We start from the raw sequence: 16,943 nt of genomic DNA, 5'->3' as shown, positions 1-16,943 counted from the left end.
TTTCCGAATCGGCAAAACCATATGGTCACAATGGAAACCGAGTGGTCACTTTTGCTATGATAACAAAACCAATGACCTATGACAAGAAAATGAACTTAAAAAAATACCTATCTGATGACAGGTATTTTATCCTTCCGCATGTGCGGCATATATGATGATCTGTCCGTTAAGTTCGGCGATTAAAAGGTCTTCTCGCTCCTTGACAGAGTAAATCGCTGTCCCTTTTTTCAACTTGGAAGCTGTGCCGTGATTAAAATGTTCGGCAACTGTTTTCTGAATCACACCTACTTGCTGATGTTTTGTTACATTTAATGATTTTGTCCAATCTATGTTTGTTTCATAGACCGTTTCTTCCCATTGAAATAAATCTGCCTGTTCATCGAGAGCTAATACCTCTTCTGCACTAGGTGGTTTAGATTCGGCATACCGGACGGATTGGCATCCACATAAGCAAATGGTGAGTAACATTAAACAAAAGTAAGTCCATAATTTTCGTGTCAAATGAGATCCTCCCCTTCACAAGAAAGCTATTATATAGTCATAGTCGTTTCCGAAGGATGTATCGTTACTTTAATGAGGCGAGTAAGGAGATTGTATGTTGGCACGAAATACGGTACATTTATCGTATGAATAATCCAATCCATCCAACCCAAGAAGACATGAGACTGATTTCGGTGCTGCACGCATTGGCCGATCCCATCCGGTTAGAAATTGTCCGCTGCTTAGCTGAAGCAGGCGAGAGGACATGCGGCACGTATGAGATGAATATTGCCAAATCCACGCTGTCACATCACTTCAAAGTGTTGAGGGAGGCAGGCATCGTGAAAGTGAGAATTGACGGAAAACACCGCTATTATTCTTTAAGAAAAGAAGACATTGAGACCGCTTTTCCTGAACTCGTGTCATCCATTTTAGCCGTAGATAAAGAGCGGTGGTAAGCCAGCTGTCTAGAAAAGCAACTGGCTGTTTTATTTCCCATAAATCGAGTCATACAGGCGTTTCACCGCTGGCTTAATATCCTCTGGCCGCATGTGCGAAAAGCCGAGGACGAGTGGGACAAAACCTTCTTTGTGACCGGGCACATGCTCATCAAGGGTGAAACGGTCCATTCCGTACATTTTCAGCTTTCGGTCTTTGGCACGCTGTAAAATCTCATGCTGCGTCCGATCAGAGCGGAACTCTGCGATAAAATGAAGACCAGCATTTTCACCAATAATCCGCACATTGTCAGCAAAAACCGTATTGAGCTCTCCAATGAGTTGTTTTCGTTTTTCCTCATATAGCCCATTCATTCTTTTAATATGCCGCTGATAGGCGCCATCTTTTATAAAATAAAGAAGGGTGTATTGTGTAAAAAGATTGGCCGTTTGAATAAAAAAGTGCTGTTCTTCTTTATAGCGTCTTAATAAATGCTGCGGCAGCACCATGTAGCTGATCCTCAAGCCGGGCAGCAATGATTTCGAAAAGGTCCCCATATAAATGACTTTGTCATAGCGGTCAAGGCTCTGCAGCGCCGGTATGCTGTCTGTACCGTACTTAAATTCACTGTCATAATCGTCCTCAATGATATAGCGGTCTGGCTGATCAGCTGCCCAGTTTAACAGCTGTATCCGCCGGGAAATCGGCATGATCACCCCTGTTGGGAACTGATGAGAAGGCGTAATGATCAACACATTTGGCTCTTTCTTCTGAATATCGCTCATCCGCACCCCTTTTCGATCAATGCCAATCGTTTCAATCCGGTGATGATTGTTTTTCAGCATTTGATACAGTCTGCGATAGCCGGGGTTTTCTAATCCATATATTTGATCAGCTGGAAGGATGCTAGATAATGAATGAATGAGTGACTGTGTACCTGCACTTAAAATGAGCTGTTCAGGGTAGCATTTGACCCCTCGTGCAAGTCCAATCAGCCGGGCAATCGTTTCCCTCAGCTCATAGACGCCTTGTGGGTGCGGCAGCTCACCAAAGGCTTCTTGATGGAGATGAATCGCTTTTTGCTCACTTTTCAGCCAGCTTTTAAAAGGAAAATTGGCTGTATCAACAGAAATATGTGAAAAGGAATACCAGTCATCTCGTTCAATCGGATTCTCTTTTAAATCAGCTGGAAGGGAAGAGGGTTTCAGTTGACCTGATTCATGAAATGTTTCCAGTGATTCCACGAAAAAGCCTTTCCGTTCAACTGAATATAAATATCCCTCGGCAAGCAGCTGCTGATAGGCGCCATTCACTGAATTGACGCTGACGTTTAAAGTATCTGCTAACTCTCGTTTAGACGGTAATTGATCGTGTGGTTGCAGGTTGCGGTTTAAAATTTCCTCTTTAATTTTCGTGTAAATTTGATGATAAATAAACCCGTTTTCCCCTGTTTGATCTAGTTGAATTGTCAGCATCTCGTCATTCCATCCTCTCTGGTACCATGAAAAAAATGATATTGGTACTTTCTATCATACCAAAAAATATTCAGAATAATAAAAAAGACATAAAGGGGATGGATGACAATGAGTCAAACGACAACAAACCGTTTTTCAACAGAGGAATGGCAGGGGAAAAGAGATCAATACGTCGCAAGAGGCGTAAGTAATGGCAACCGTCATCTTGCAGCGAAAGGGAAGGGAGCCGAGCTTTTCGATATTGATGGCAATCGTTTTATCGATTTTGCAGGCGCCATCGGTACATTAAATGTAGGACACTCCCATCCAAAGGTTGTGGAAGCAGTCAAAGCACAGGCAGACAGCCTGATTCACCCAGGATTTAATGTCATGATGTACGAATCCTATATCGAATTGGCAGAAAAACTATGCCACCTCACACCAGGCGACCACGACAAAAAAGCCATTTTCTTAAATTCAGGTGCAGAAGCAGTTGAAAACGCAGTGAAAATTGCCCGTAAATATACGAAAAGACAAGCGGTTGTCTCTTTTACAAGAGGGTTCCACGGAAGAACGAATATGACGATGAGCATGACAAGCAAGGTCAAGCCTTATAAATTTGGATTCGGCCCATTTGCGTCAGAGGTGTATCAAGCGCCGTATCCTTATTACTATCAAAAACCTGAAGGATTAAGCGATGCAGCCTACGACGAATACATCATTGATCAGTTCAATCAATTCTTTGTCGCAACCGTTGCACCAGAAACAGTCGCTTGTGTGGTGATGGAGCCAGTCCAAGGGGAGGGCGGATTCATTGTACCATCGAAGCGTTTTGTCCAGCACGTCGCTTCATTCTGTCAGCAGCATGGAATCGTATTCGTGGCAGATGAAATCCAAACAGGATTCGCAAGAACAGGGAAATACTTTGCGATTGAACACTACGATGTTGTGCCAGACTTAATCACTGTGTCAAAATCACTTGCAGCTGGCCTGCCGCTGAGCGGGGTCGTTGGCAGAAAAGAATTACTTGATGCAGCGGACCCGGGGGAGCTAGGGGGTACGTATGCTGGCAGTCCATTAGGCTGTGTGGCGGCATTGGCAGTACTTGATATTATTGAAACAGAACAACTGAATGAACGATCTGAACACATTGGACAAGTCATTGAGGACAAAGCGAATGAGTGGAGAAGTCAGTATTCATTCATCGGGGAAGTCCGGCGATTAGGGGCAATGGCGGCCATTGAAATTGTGGAAGATCAAAAAACGCGTACACCAGATAAGAAGACAGCCGCAGCGATTGCAGCCTATGCAAACAAGCACGGACTACTCTTATTAACGGCAGGGATCAATGGGAATATTATTCGCTTTTTAACACCACTTGTCATCACAGATGAGCTGCTGCAAGAAGGACTAGGGATTATCGAAGACGCCTTCACAGCACGCTAAACAACAAAGGGGGATGGTTGTATGCAAAAACAACAAATGGCTAAAACCATGTCGCAGTCAGACGTACTGTTTTTATCCATTGGTGCAATGCTTGGCTGGGGCTGGGTTGTACTTTCGGGAGATTGGATTTTAACAGCTGGATTTTTAGGAAGTGTGATTGCCTTTGTCATAGGGGGCATTCTCGTCATCTTTATTGGACTAACGTATGCAGAGCTTTCCTCTGCAATTCCAGAAACAGGCGGAGGACTCGTCTTTGTCCAGCGGGCATTTGGGATCAAATCAGCGTTTGTCTCCGCATGGGGCGTATTGTTCGGTTATGTGTCGGTGATTACGTTTGAAGCGGTCGCACTTCCGACAGTCATTGACTATGTCATTCCAACACAGCATGTTGGTTTCCTATGGAATATAGGAGGATGGGATGTTTACTTTACATGGGTATTGATTGGATCTGGCGGTGCGCTGTTTTTAACAGCTCTGAACTACATTGGCGCAAAGCCTGCTGCTATTTTTCAATCGGTGTTCACAGTGGCCATTATCCTGACAGGTTTTCTTCTATTAGGCGGAGCTACATTTAATGGAGATTTTGCAAACCTTGAGCCGATGTTTCAAGGCGGGGTTGGCGGTCTGATGGCTGTGTTAGTGATGATTCCCTTTTTATTCGTTGGGTTTGATGTCATCCCGCAGGTAGCGGCGGAGATTAACGCACCGAAGAAAATCATCGGGAGAATTTTGATTATCTCCATTGTGAGTGCGGTTGTATTTTATCTGCTCATTGTCTTTGGAGTAGCGGCAGGATTGTCAAAAGGTCAACTTGAGGCTTCATCACTAGCAACAGCAGATGCCATGGTACAGCTTCTTGGTCATCAGGCGTTTGGGACTGTGCTTGTCATTGGCGGTGTAGCAGGTATCGTAACGAGCTGGAATGCTTTTATCATTGGTGCAAGCCGTATCCTCTACGCAATGGCGGAAAGAGGCATGATTTCCAAATGGTTTGCGTATATTCATCCGAAGTATAAAACTCCGACAAATGCCATTTTGTTCTTAGGTGCATTGGCCTTTTTTGCACCATTACTAGGCCGACCTGCCCTCGTGTGGATTGTCAATGCAGGGGGGGTGGGCATCATCGTTGGGTATTTGATTGTGTCCATTGCCTTTATGAGACTTCGCAAGACAGAACCTGAGCTTGAGCGTCCATACCGCATTAAATATTGGCGGACGACCGGCGTTTTTGCCATTGGACTCAGTCTCCTTTTTCTTTCATTTTATTTTCCAGGGATGCCGGCTTCCTTGTCATGGCCAGCTGAATGGATTTTGCTTTTAGGTTGGGCACTCATTGGGTATATACTATATGTAATGAATCCAAGAACGAAGGAGAAGATAGAGCATGACAAACGAACTCAAAGTGTATAATCCTGCAACCGGAGAAGAAATTGCCTCAGTTGCTCAGCATACAAAAGAACAGATTGAAGATGCGATCACTCGCTCACACAAAGCATTCAAAACATGGGCAAAAACGTCAGCCCATGAACGTGCAAATATCATTCGCAAATGGTTTGATCTCATGATCGAGCATAAAGAAAGACTTGCAAAAATCATCACAGAAGAAAACGGGAAGCCGTATCAAGAAGCATTAGGAGAAATTGTCTATGCCGCTGGATATATTGAGTGGTACGCAGAGGAAGCAAAGCGGATTTACGGCAGAACGATCCCGTCTCATACGACAAACAAACGCCTATTTGTCACAAAACAGCCAGTCGGTCCTGTTGCCGCCATTACACCATGGAATTTCCCTGCGGCGATGATTACAAGGAAGGCGGCACCAGCGCTTGCGGCGGGCTGTACGTTTATCGTAAAACCTGCTGAAGACACGCCGCTTACGGCCATTGAGCTTGTGAAATTAGGCCATGAAGCCGGAATTCCAGAGGAAGCCTTGCAATGGGTGATTGGAGATGGAAAAGAAGTGGGGGAAATTTTCACAGATAGTCCATTGATCCGCAAGATCACGTTTACTGGTTCAACACCAGTTGGAAAACATCTCATCAAAAACAGTGCGAGCACAGTGAAGCACGTTTCTATGGAACTTGGCGGTCATGCCCCGCTGATCGTAGATAAGGACGCCAACCTTGAATTGGCTGTGAAACAAGCAGTGGCATCTAAATTCCGTAATGCAGGCCAGACGTGTGTTTGTGCCAATCGCTTAATCGTCCATGAAGAAATTCATGAAGCATTTGCGCAAAGCTTCAGCAAAGAAGTGGAAAAGCTGAAAGTAGGAAATGGGTTTGAAGAAGGCACGTCCATCGGACCGATTATCAATAAGCGAGGCTTCGATAAAATTGTCGACCAAATTCAAGATGCCGTGGATAAAGGGGCGAAAGTTCTTGTCGGCGGCGATACACATTTTGACGAGGAGAAGTCGTATTATTTTGTTCAGCCGACGGTGCTAACTCATGTCGACCCTTCAATGAACATTATGCATGAAGAGACGTTTGGTCCAGTTGCACCAATTACGACATTTAGCACATTAGATGAAGCCATTGAATTAGCGAACGATACACCTTTTGGACTTGCGGCTTATTTCTTTACAGAGAATTACCGCAATGGCCTCTATATATCTGAGAATCTAGATTACGGGATTATTGGCTGGAATGACGGGGGACCATCCGCTGTGCAGGCACCTTTCGGCGGTATGAAAGAGAGCGGTATTGGCCGTGAAGGCGGCATCGAAGGCATCGAACCTTATTTAGAAACGAAGTATGTGTCAATTGGTTTAGATGAATAACATGTGAAAAAGACTGTCCGAGAAGTCTCGGCAGTCTTTTTTATGTTAAACAGCCGGTGGGAAAAGTTGATCCACCGTTTCTTTTGTTTCTTTGAGAATCTCGTGGATGTCGTCTGCAGATGCTTGTTCCATGCTGCTGAACAAGAGCCGTTCGACTGGCTCAACGCCGATCAGATCGAAGGCGGCTGTATCTGTCGTCATCTGATGGCTGGGGGTGATGATCATATTTGAATCAAGAAAGGTCCTCGGTGCATCATGCGTATTAATAATGACCCCTTTTTTGTCTCGAAGCAGATTTTTCACCACTCCGTTTTCATTGATCTCATACGCAAACCCCTCTGAAAAAACGCGCTCTACATAACCCTTTAGCATCGCCGGCAAGCCTGTCCACCATATTGGAAAGATAAATGTGAGGACATCGGCTTGCTGAATCAGCTTCTGCTCTCTTTGAACCGGTATCGGCACATGCCCATTTTTCATGGCAGCCTTTTCTGCTGTTGTCAGCTCTGGCGGAAAGCCAATGGCATACACATCACGAACTGTCACATCATGACCATTGTTCAAAAGAGTGCTTACAACAAGATCTAATAGGGTTTGATTTAAGCTTTGCTGGGGATGAGCAAATATGATTAGATGGTTCATCTCATAGCCTCCTAGGTGGTCATGTGTCTCATTATGGCATGCACGAGTATCCTATTCAATCCTATATTGGAAATGATAGGTTGGGAAAATAAAAAGCGACCGCTTGAAAAAACGATCGCTCATGTAAGGTTTATTTCTTTCTAAAAGCAAGCCCAAGTGCAATCAATGCCACAACTAAGGCTGCAATGGACAGACCAAGAACAAGGGGTGAAGAAGAAGCAGAGGCTGTTTCAGATGCCTTTTCTTCTTTTGGTTTTTCTTGCCCATGTGAATCCGTTAAGGTATTAGACGCAACAATATTTGTGATTGAATGAGGCTTATCAGCGTCCTTGTCGCCAGTCCATTCAACTACTGTTCCATCCTTATAATATTGATACGCATCCCATGCCGCTTCGCCGGCTTTTTCAGGGTTTTTTGCGACAAACACGAATTGCTGGAACTGCCCAGCAAGGACACCATCGCCAGTTGCTTCCCAAGTGACTCTTGTGACTTTTCCGTTTTTCTCTTCAGTTGTTGTTTTCCAGCCAGGCACTGGCTCATATTGCTGGAATTCTACGCCTTTAGGCATCGTGATGACAACCTTTGTTGTCGGACTGTCGCTTTCAGAAGGTACTTTTAACGTATAGGTTTCCCAAGCATTAGTTGCAGATGTATCAGGTTTGACTGTCACGTGTGCACTTACAGGAATCGCCAGTAAAAATGAAGCGAGAAGCATTGGTAATAAAGCTTTAACGTATTTTTTCATATCATATAAACTCCTTTTAGTTTCTTCTAATGAATGTCGTATCGATGTTGTCAAAAGAACCAGTTAACGCATGAATGTTAATTTTCCAAGTGCCTTTTTCATTTAGTAAGAGGTTTTCAGCCGAGAAGTGTCCATTCTTTAATCGTTTCAGCTGAAACTCGTTAGGCGTTTCATCACCGAACAAGGAGACTTTGTGGATCTTAGCTGTCACAGATTGAATGTCTGTGATCGTTTGTCCATCCTTCTTCGTAAATGCCACCTCGAACGTGTTTTTACCAGGAGCATTCGGGGTAATGCTCAAAGACACAAGGTCACGATGCTCCACCTGATTGGCTGCAAAGAATGGCTCTGGTGCAGGCGGCGGAGGACTTGGGATATTGGTGAATACGGCTGTTAATAGTAAAATAGCGATCCCAATGATCCACTCTGCTCGTAAAGATACGTTTCGTTTCTGCTTCTTTTCCCATCTCAGCATCAAATAATGGACGAGCCCAAGAAGACCCATGATGATAAATAAACCAAGTTTGATTAAGAAGGTGCGTCCATAAGCTGATTGGAAAAGGGCATCAAATGATTGCAGAATAAAAATCGCATTCACAAACCCAGAAAACACAATCAGTCCAACCGAGAGCAGTGCCCACGGATGAAAAGCTGTCAGGGTGCTGCGTATGAGCGGCTGATCTTCATTCGGCAGTTTCTTCATCAAAAGAAGAACAATGGCTGTTAAGCCGCCGACCCAAATGGATGCAGAAACGAGATGAATGAAGTCAAGTGACGTTGTCAGTATTTTATTATCTGTTGCGGCTGGATGACCGATTTGTGCTTTCAGCCAAAGGAGCACGATGAAAATGAGCAGTGGAAACAGCCATACCCGGAAGGAAGTGAAGTTTCCTTTTTTCATCGCCACAATCGTCCAGATCGTCAGTAGAACAAATGACGCCATTAGCATCATCCACAGACTCCCGCCTGAAGTCGACGCAATGGTTTCTTGTAAAAGCGATGGTTGAAATGCCCCTAAAAAGGACACGTCTGCCGCTGATTTAGTTTGAATCGGCAGCTGGAACAAGAGTGCTCCGCCCATCATGATCAATGAAACAGTTAAGAGTCGCTTCATTCGCCGGGCTAAAACGTCGGTTATGGCCGCTTTAAACCATAGAAGCCCAAATAAAATGGTTCCAAGAAATAAGCTAAATGACGTATACAGAAAGGCTTTGTCAATGGTTGAAGCCATATCGATGGATTCACTCGACTGTCCTTGATCTAATTGATCAAATCCTCCATCCGCTTTTCCGATACTAAACGGAATCATGCCAGACACAGAGTGTCCATCGGCTGATACCGCATTCCATTGAATGGTGTAAATTCCTTTAGGTAAATTCTTTTTTAAAGCTGCTTCCATGATCTTTTGCTCTTTGATGACCGTATCTCCTTGATCTACACGATCCCCTTTTGCATTGAACACCTTAATGGCATGAAATCCACTTTCGATTCCTTCACTAAAGGTGATCGAGACTGCAGGAGGCTGCTGATCTAGCTCTTCATTTGCCACTGGATTTGAGCTCACTACATATGCATGAGCAAATGCCTCTTTTGGCATGAAGAAGGAGAACATGAAGATGAGCAGCAAAAGCCACTTACTATATTTCAACAATGTGAATAACCGCCTTTCTACCTATGAAAATGTCTCATGTATCAGAAAGAAAGCGGCAGTAAACTGTGAGTCACAGAAAAACCGCTCTTTCTATTGTACCGCCCACTCTAAAAGGTAAACGAAACAAATAGCAAGATGGTTCACTTTTTCTGTGTCATGTCTTGTCTGCGCAGACATTTCTTGAATGTTTGATCAATATAAGCCTATTCGATTTAAGTAGAGGAAACAAGAAGTGACCATTTGAAAGTTGTGAAATTCCAATGAATTTTGCGCCAAAACAACAGTAGATTCAACTTTTACCCCGCTATCATCTATGGTATGCCGAGAGGTGTCACATTATTTTTCAATTTTGTCACACACTAAGTGACAAAGTGACATTTAGTTTCAATTGAAGGGAAAGTGAAAGCGTTTTACGATAGGTATAAGGGCTTCACTGACTCTTGTTCTTATATCTTTTGACCTATAAAGCCCGAAATAAAGGGAGAGAAGAAAGGGGTTTTCACAGATGCAGGAAAAAAGCGGATTCCGCGTGAAAGTACAGCGCTTTGGAAGCTATTTAAGCGGCATGATTATGCCGAATATTGGTGCATTTATTGCATGGGGACTGATTACAGCTTTGTTCATTCCAAGTGGTTATCTTCCGAATGAGCAATTAGCTACACTCGTTGGACCGATGATTAACTACTTACTGCCGCTCTTAATTGGTTACACAGGCGGTAAACTCGTCTATGACCATCGAGGCGGAGTGCTCGGTGCTACGGCTACGATTGGGGTCATTGTTGGCTCAGACATTCCAATGTTTTTAGGTGCCATGATCATGGGGCCGCTGGGCGGTTATCTTATTAAGAAAATCGACCAGCTGTTCAAAGACCGAATCAAATCTGGCTTTGAAATGCTTGTGAATAACTTTACGGCAGGTATCCTCGGTGCCATTCTTGTTGCCATTGCATTCTATGCTATCGGCCCAGTGGTACTAGGTCTGAATAAAGCCCTTGCGGCAGGTGTAGATATCATTGTCAATGCTCATTTACTACCGCTGGCAAGTATCTTCATTGAACCTGCAAAAGTATTATTCTTAAACAACGCGATTAACCAAGGTATTTTAGGTCCGTTAGGGGTCGAGCAAGCAGCGAAGACAGGGCAATCTGTTTTGTTCTTGCTTGAAACAAACCCAGGGCCAGGCTTAGGGGTTCTTCTTGCGTATATGTTCTTTGGAAAAGGAAATGCGAAACAGTCTGCACCAGGTGCCATTGTCATTCAGTTCTTAGGAGGAATCCATGAAATTTACTTCCCGTACATCTTAATGAAACCAAAACTTATTTTGGCTGTCATTGCAGGGGGAGCAAGTGGTGTCCTGACGTTCACATTATTAAATGCAGGATTAAAAGCTGTGCCGTCACCAGGAAGTATTATTGCGCTTATGCTGATGTCTCCAAAAGGCGGTCACCTTGCCGTTTTAGCAGGTGTTGTCGTAGCAGCTATCGTATCGTTCCTTGTCGCATCGGTCATTTTGAAAGCATCTAAAGAAGTTGACGAAGATTTAACAGCAGCAACAGAAAAGATGCAGGACATGAAAGGCAAGAAAAGTGCAGCAGCCGCTGCTCTTACGGCACAAAAAGAAGACGCTCAAGCAAACGAGCAAGCAGCATCTCCAAGTGATGTCAATCCAGATGACGTGAACAAAATCATCTTTGCCTGCGATGCAGGGATGGGTTCAAGTGCAATGGGTGCGTCCATTCTGAAAAACAAAGTGAAAAAGGCAGAGCTTGATATCGATGTGACAAACACTTCTATCAGCAACATCCCAGACGATGCGGATGTGGTCTTTACTCATAAAGATTTAACAGACAGAGCCAAGGCAAAGCTGCCAGGCGCTGTGCATATCTCAGTGGATAATTTCTTAAACAGCCCGAAATATGATGAGCTGATTGAGAAATTGAAAAAATAACATGACGAAACGGGTTGAGTCCAATTTTTCCTAATTGAACTCCCCGTTTTGGTTGTTTTCCTGATTTTTATTCTAAAAAAGGTGTGTGATCATGTATGAAACAAGTACTTTCTAAAGACAATATTTTTCTAAACGAACAAGCAGGTTCTAAAGAAGAAGCCATCAAAAAAGCAGGCGAAGTCCTCGTAGCAAACGGCTATGTCACAAGTGATTATGTCGACAAAATGTTTGAAAGAGAAGAGATCTCTTCTACATTTATGGGGAACGGCATTGCAATCCCTCATGGAACAGAGGATGCGAAAGCGGCAGTCCTTCATTCAGGGATTTCGATTATCCAAATTCCAGATGGTGTTGAATATGGTGAAGGAAATGTGGCGAAAGTCGTCTTTGGGATCGCTGGGAAAAACAACGAGCATCTTGATATTCTGTCTCAAATTGCGATTGTCTGTTCAGAAGAAGAAAATGTAGAACGGATCATTCATGCAAAGGATCAGGATGAACTGATCGCCATCTTTAATGAGGTGAACTAATATGAAGGCACTTCATTTTGGAGCAGGGAATATCGGCAGAGGGTTTATCGGATCTTTGTTAAAGACATCAGGCTTTGAGCTTGTCTTTACCGATGTGAATGAAGCGGTCATCAATGAGCTGAATGAAAGAGGAGAATACACGGTTGAACTGGCAGCACCAGGGCAGAAGCAAGAAGTAGTCGGGCCCGTATCAGCGATCAATTCTTCGCAAAATCCAGCAGCATTAACAGAGGCCGTTGCCACAGCCAATTTGATTACAACAGCGGTTGGACCAGCCGTATTGAAGATCATTGCCTCATCAATTGCTGAAGGATTAAAACAAAAAAAGCCTGACCATATCATCAACATCGTGGCATGTGAAAATATGATTGGGGGAAGTGCTCATTTAAAAGAAGCGGTGTTCTCTCATTTAACAGCAGATGAGCAAGCAGCGATATCACAAACCGTTGGCTTTCCAAACGCTGCGGTTGACCGCATTGTTCCGATTCAGCACCATGAGGACATTCTCAAAGTGTCGGTTGAACCATTTTTCGAGTGGGTCATTGATGAGACGGGCTTTATTGGAGATGTTCCGCAAATTGACGGAGCGACCTTTGTCCAAGATTTGACGCCGTATATTGAACGGAAGCTTTTCACCGTCAATACAGGACATGCACTAGCGGCTTATGTCGGGTATCAGCAAGGCGTAAAAACCATTAAAGAAGCTGTTGATACACCAGATATTCGTCAAGTTGTCGAAGGTGCCCTTCATGAAACGGGCAGTTATTTAATTGACGCGTATGGCTTCCAAAAAGAAGAACATGATGCGTACATTCAAAAAATCATCAAACGATTTGAAAATGCTTTTATCTCCGATGAAGTGACTCGTGTCGCACGCTCTCCTCTTAGAAAGCTGGGAGCAGATGACCGTTTAATCGGTCCAGCGAAAAAGATCAAGCAGCCAGTGTACTTAATCAAAGGGATCGCTGCTGCTTTGGCTTACGACTTTGCAGAAGACGAAGAAGCGGTTCGCTTGCAGGCATTAAGGAAAGAAAAAGGCATTGAAGGTGTGCTTCAAGAGGTATGTGGACTCAAACCTGAAGACGATCTCTATCAAGCCATCCTCAAAGAAACCGAGCGATAATCAAAAGATCCCTTTCTAACGTGAAAGGGATTTTTTCTATGACTTTTTTAATACTTTCCCCTGCATGACGATATATGTAGTAAGGGGGAATTAGAACATGAAAAAGAAAGCGTTTGCTTCAAGAAGTGTCTTTTTTCAATTGATGTCAGCCATTATCGTTATTACGATTTTAACAGGCGGACTTGTAGGAACAACGGGGTATTTTTTAGCGAAAAATGTCTTAATTGATGCAGGGAAAGCAGATTTAAAACACATCGTAAATGGAGCGATGGCCACTCTTGAACAATTGAACGACCGTGTGGAGAACAAAGAACTGACGCTTGAACAGGCGCAGGAACAAGCCCGTATTTACTTGAGCGGGCCTAAAAATGACGACGGCAAAGGGTATCAATTTCAAAAATCAGATTTCATCTATAAAAATAAAGGCTACCTTGTCGCATATGGAGCCGATTATTCATCACAGGTTCATCCGGTTAACGACATCGGCGTCATCCCAGATAACACGACAAATCGTCAAAAAATGGTCGCTGGCGCTACAGCAAAAGGCGAGGATGCACACTATATCACCTATATGGATAAAGACGATGCCACGGGGGAAGAAAAGCAAAAACTCGCTTATATGAACCAGTTTACACCGTGGAATTGGAGTATAGGAATCGCCGTATTTCAGGATGAATTTTATAAAGAACTAGAGCAGATGAAGCTCTATATTATTCTCATTACAGCAGGTGTCGCTCTTTTAAGTATGGGTGTCTTTTATTTGGCAGCCCGAGGAAAAGTGAGACTGCTCAAGCAAGTTACGGCTGCTTCAAAAGAAATTGCGGCGGGCAATATTGAACGCACCAGCTTAAAAGAAACCTCGGATGAAATTGGGCAGTTGGCAAAAGGCTTTAATCATATGTCAGGAGAGCTTAGAGCACTTGTGAGCGGTTTGCAGGAAACGAGCAGCCAGCTCGTCGAATCTGCGACAGATCTATCCGCCATCTCTGAAGAAACATCCGCTAGCAGTGAAGAAATTGGCCGAGCGATTGGGGATATCTCAACTGGGACACTTCATCAAGCATCAGACCTTGAGGTAGCCAATCAACAAATGACTCAGTTCAATCAATCCATTGAAAACGTCAAAGAACAAAGCGACCAGATCAAACGAATTTCAGACCAGTCGAACCAATCTTCCGAGCAGGGTCAGCAAATTGTCCAGCAATTAAAACAATCAAATGAGCAATCCATTCAGGCATCTCAAGGTATTCGATCAGGGATTGAGCAGTTAAGTACAAAAGTACAAGATATTTCTCAAATCACAGATACCATTGAAAGCATTTCAAATGAAACGAACTTACTGGCCCTGAATGCGAGCATTGAAGCAGCTCGTGCAGGAGAGCATGGCAAAGGATTCTCGGTTGTGGCGAGTGAAGTGCGGAATTTAGCTGAACAGACAAAGCAATCAGCCGTTCAAATCCAGCAGATGATTCAAGGCATTAAAGAAGAAACGACGGCTACAGCTGGCATGATGTCCAAAACAATGGATCGTTTTGCCGAGCTTGATGAAGCGGTTCACGCAACAGAACAAGAATTCAATTCCATCTCTACATCGATTTCACAAACCATCGTTGAAACAAATGCGATGGCAAAAGAGCTGAACACATTACTGGAACAAAACGACCTCATCACAAAAGCGATGCATGGTGCAGCCCATATTTCTCAAGAAAATGCCGCAGCGATTGAAGAAATCACTGCATCTACAGACGAACAAGTCACCGCCATCTCCAATGTGGCGAAGGCAGCAGAAAGGCTCAATGAGCTAAGCATGCGATTGAATCAAGATATTGCACGTTATCGTTTATAAGGTATGGTCAAACGGACGTCGAGAAGTCGATGTCCGTTTTTTTATTTAGACAACTTTCGTCCTTATTGCCCGTCGCTTTTGATTTGTTTGGTACGTTCGATAGGCTTTCCAAGCATTGGCACATAAAAGCCCTGTGAGTAAGTAAGATAGGCTGTTAAATAAATAGAAGTCCACACACGAAACGACAGCACACAGGATACCAAAGATGATTTGATCACGATTCTTTGCTGGTGAAGTAGGTGGATCAGTCAACATAAAGAACGCAAGAAACAAGACAGCATTCAAGTAGGGCGTAATAAAAGCAGATGAAGCATCCGTTAAGCCAATGAATCCCAATATGAGGTGGATCAGGCCGTATGCTGCTAGAAAGGCGAAAACTTGCGGGAATTTTTGTACGCGGCTGGTCACCAAATAACCGCCGACCACCACAAGGAATAGGGTCCACCAAGGTAGAAGAGACATACCGCCCCACCAGCTTTGATTGGAAGAAAATAAAATGACTGAGAGCCATAAACCAAATGCGGCTGGATTCAAAATTGGTTTCTTTTGATAAGTGATGACATGCTTAGATAAAATGGCTGCTGCGGCTGTGAAAACAGAAACAGCAAAAGAAGTAGCTGGACTTAGAACAATGCCAATAATCAGCCCTGTGAGCAGAGCTCCATCAGGGAATGTGTGTTTATTGTTTTTCCAAATCACTCTTGAGATGAAAGAGTCAAGAATTAGTGCTGTCCCGATGCTGGTAGCAACTGTAGCGAGACCACTAAGAAAACCAGCGTGCAGACTCCCGGCGGATAAAAGGACCAAAAGAATGGCGATGACATACCGTTTCGGTGTCCGAATGTAGGCTTTTAGTGAGGGTGATGGTTTCAAAAATGTTTGGTTTGTGATAGGTGCTGGTTGTGATTCCATGAGTGAACCTCCTTCATCTCCGGTGTTACGATCATATCAGCGGTTTGATCTACCATCACGGCAGGTATTTCATGTTCGGCTAAAAATGAATAACCCTCTTCTCGACCTAATAAAAAAGCAGCTGTGGATAGACTATCGGCGAGCATACCGAGTGGTGCAATGACGGTACAGCTTAACAAACTTTGTTCAGACTGTTTCGTTTGAGGGTGTATCAAATGGTGCGTATGAGGATCATAACGACTGATCCGTTCATAGCTTCCAGATGTACAAATCGCACAATTAGTCGTTCGAATGACCGAGATGTTGGTCTGTTTGTGAATGGGATGCCGAATCCCAATTGTCCACTCTTCTTGTTGTTCGTTAAATCCAGATACCAACACATCCCCACCAGCATTCATCATAAAGCCTTCCCATGCTTCAAGCTCTTTTGCGGCAAGATCGCACGCAAATCCCTTTGCAATAGAACCAAAATCCAAAATCAGCGGTTTGTTCAAATAAATCGTCCGATTCGTCTCGTTTAACTGGACGTCACGATAATGAACGGCTGCATGTGGAACGTCATGTGATGAAAAAGTTTGTCCTGTCGTATATAAACGATCGAATCCTTTTTGTTCCATGATTTTTCCGATGGTTGGATCATACTTGCCATTTGTTAACTCGGCTAACTCTAGCGCATAGGCTGTTAAATCGAAAAGCATTTCACTGACTAATACCTCTTGCTTTGAACGATTGGCTAACTTCATGACTTCAGAATCAGAGCGGAAACGGCTAAAACGATGCTCGATATCGTAAAAAATGGAAAAGGCACGGTTGATGTCCTCTAAAACAGCCCGTCGATCTTTTTCATAGGCAACCACTTGAATATTGATAACAGTTCCCATAGCCAGCATGGATTTTTGAAAAGTAATGAGTTTTTGTTGTCCTAACCATTTCATCATGGTGTCTCCTC

Annotated in this window: 15 protein-coding genes; 8 read left to right on the top strand and 7 right to left on the bottom strand. The window is 43.8% G+C overall.

Going from position 1 to position 16,943, the window contains the following annotated elements:
- Window positions 1–126: 126 nt before the first annotated feature.
- Complete coding sequence (locus tag M2369_RS09020) at window positions 127–501, bottom strand: hypothetical protein (RefSeq protein WP_203144099.1); 375 nt, start codon at window positions 499–501, stop codon at window positions 127–129.
- Between the two features lie 125 nt (window positions 502–626).
- Here M2369_RS09020 and M2369_RS09015 point away from each other — a divergent pair, with 125 nt between their 5' ends.
- A complete protein-coding gene (locus tag M2369_RS09015; RefSeq protein WP_041091115.1) occupies window positions 627–938 on the top strand; it encodes an ArsR/SmtB family transcription factor in 312 nt (103 codons plus the stop codon).
- Window positions 939–968: 30 nt separating this feature from the next.
- On the opposite strand, the gene gabR is transcribed toward M2369_RS09015, so the two are convergent.
- Complete coding sequence (gene gabR / locus M2369_RS09010) at window positions 969–2,393, bottom strand: MocR-like transcriptional regulator GabR (protein ID WP_259254022.1); 1,425 nt, start codon at window positions 2,391–2,393, stop codon at window positions 969–971.
- A gap of 108 nt (window positions 2,394–2,501) precedes the next feature.
- On the opposite strand from gabR, the gene gabT reads away from it, so the two are divergent.
- From gabT to M2369_RS08995, 3 genes are read left to right on the top strand one after another with little or no spacing between them, the layout of a single operon-like run.
- Window positions 2,502–3,818 (top strand): 4-aminobutyrate--2-oxoglutarate transaminase, encoded by a 1,317-nt coding sequence (gabT, locus tag M2369_RS09005; RefSeq protein WP_039166217.1) that lies wholly within the window; start codon window positions 2,502–2,504, stop codon window positions 3,816–3,818.
- 21 nt (window positions 3,819–3,839) lie between these two features.
- Window positions 3,840–5,228 (top strand): APC family permease, encoded by a 1,389-nt coding sequence (locus M2369_RS09000; RefSeq protein WP_039166214.1) that lies wholly within the window; start codon window positions 3,840–3,842, stop codon window positions 5,226–5,228.
- Window positions 5,203–6,597: an NAD-dependent succinate-semialdehyde dehydrogenase gene (locus M2369_RS08995; RefSeq protein ID WP_047946157.1), complete on the top strand. Its 1,395-nt coding sequence runs from the start codon at window positions 5,203–5,205 to the stop codon at window positions 6,595–6,597. The genes M2369_RS09000 and M2369_RS08995 overlap by 26 nt, the downstream gene beginning before the upstream one ends.
- Window positions 6,598–6,642: 45 nt before the next feature.
- On the opposite strand, the gene M2369_RS08990 is transcribed toward M2369_RS08995, so the two are convergent.
- The 3 genes from M2369_RS08990 to M2369_RS08980 form a co-directional block, all read right to left on the bottom strand.
- Window positions 6,643–7,239, bottom strand: a complete 597-nt coding sequence (locus tag M2369_RS08990; RefSeq protein WP_058336806.1) for an NAD(P)H-dependent oxidoreductase — start codon at window positions 7,237–7,239, stop codon at window positions 6,643–6,645.
- A gap of 130 nt (window positions 7,240–7,369) precedes the next feature.
- Window positions 7,370–7,984 carry a YcnI family copper-binding membrane protein gene (locus M2369_RS08985; protein WP_259254017.1) on the bottom strand — a complete coding sequence of 205 codons (615 nt, stop codon included), beginning with the start codon at window positions 7,982–7,984 and terminating at the stop codon, window positions 7,370–7,372.
- Between the two features lie 16 nt (window positions 7,985–8,000).
- On the bottom strand, window positions 8,001–9,635 hold the full coding sequence (locus M2369_RS08980; RefSeq protein ID WP_058336805.1) for a copper resistance CopC/CopD family protein: 1,635 nt from the start codon (window positions 9,633–9,635) through the stop codon (window positions 8,001–8,003).
- A gap of 505 nt (window positions 9,636–10,140) precedes the next feature.
- On the opposite strand from M2369_RS08980, the gene M2369_RS08975 reads away from it, so the two are divergent.
- The 4 genes from M2369_RS08975 (at window position 10,141) to M2369_RS08960 (ending at window position 15,082) form a co-directional block, all read left to right on the top strand.
- Window positions 10,141–11,583, top strand: a complete 1,443-nt coding sequence (locus M2369_RS08975) for a PTS mannitol transporter subunit IIBC (RefSeq protein ID WP_144679602.1) — start codon at window positions 10,141–10,143, stop codon at window positions 11,581–11,583.
- Window positions 11,584–11,678: 95 nt separating this feature from the next.
- Entirely contained in the window at window positions 11,679–12,113 is a 435-nt protein-coding gene (locus tag M2369_RS08970) for a PTS mannitol transporter subunit IIA (RefSeq protein ID WP_019743148.1), read from the top strand.
- Window position 12,114: 1 nt separating this feature from the next.
- Complete coding sequence (locus tag M2369_RS08965) at window positions 12,115–13,236, top strand: mannitol-1-phosphate 5-dehydrogenase (RefSeq protein WP_144679598.1); 1,122 nt, start codon at window positions 12,115–12,117, stop codon at window positions 13,234–13,236.
- 97 nt (window positions 13,237–13,333) lie between these two features.
- On the top strand, window positions 13,334–15,082 hold the full coding sequence (locus M2369_RS08960) for a methyl-accepting chemotaxis protein (protein WP_039166197.1): 1,749 nt from the start codon (window positions 13,334–13,336) through the stop codon (window positions 15,080–15,082).
- 45 nt (window positions 15,083–15,127) lie between these two features.
- Here M2369_RS08960 and M2369_RS08955 read toward each other — a convergent pair whose 3' ends face one another.
- Window positions 15,128–15,994 (bottom strand): RnfABCDGE type electron transport complex subunit D, encoded by an 867-nt coding sequence (locus tag M2369_RS08955; RefSeq protein WP_259254012.1) that lies wholly within the window; start codon window positions 15,992–15,994, stop codon window positions 15,128–15,130.
- Window positions 15,952–16,929: an FAD:protein FMN transferase gene (locus tag M2369_RS08950; RefSeq protein WP_259254011.1), complete on the bottom strand. Its 978-nt coding sequence runs from the start codon at window positions 16,927–16,929 to the stop codon at window positions 15,952–15,954. The genes M2369_RS08955 and M2369_RS08950 overlap by 43 nt, the downstream gene beginning before the upstream one ends.
- Between the last annotated feature and the right edge of the window lie 14 nt (window positions 16,930–16,943).

The organism is Bacillus sp. JUb11 (genome assembly GCF_024807925.1).
In the GTDB taxonomy this organism is placed as follows: Bacteria; Bacillota; Bacilli; order Bacillales; family Bacillaceae; genus Bacillus; species Bacillus altitudinis.
The sequence above is the reverse complement of the archived record's forward strand: the minus strand, read 5'-3'. Positions and strand labels throughout refer to the sequence as shown.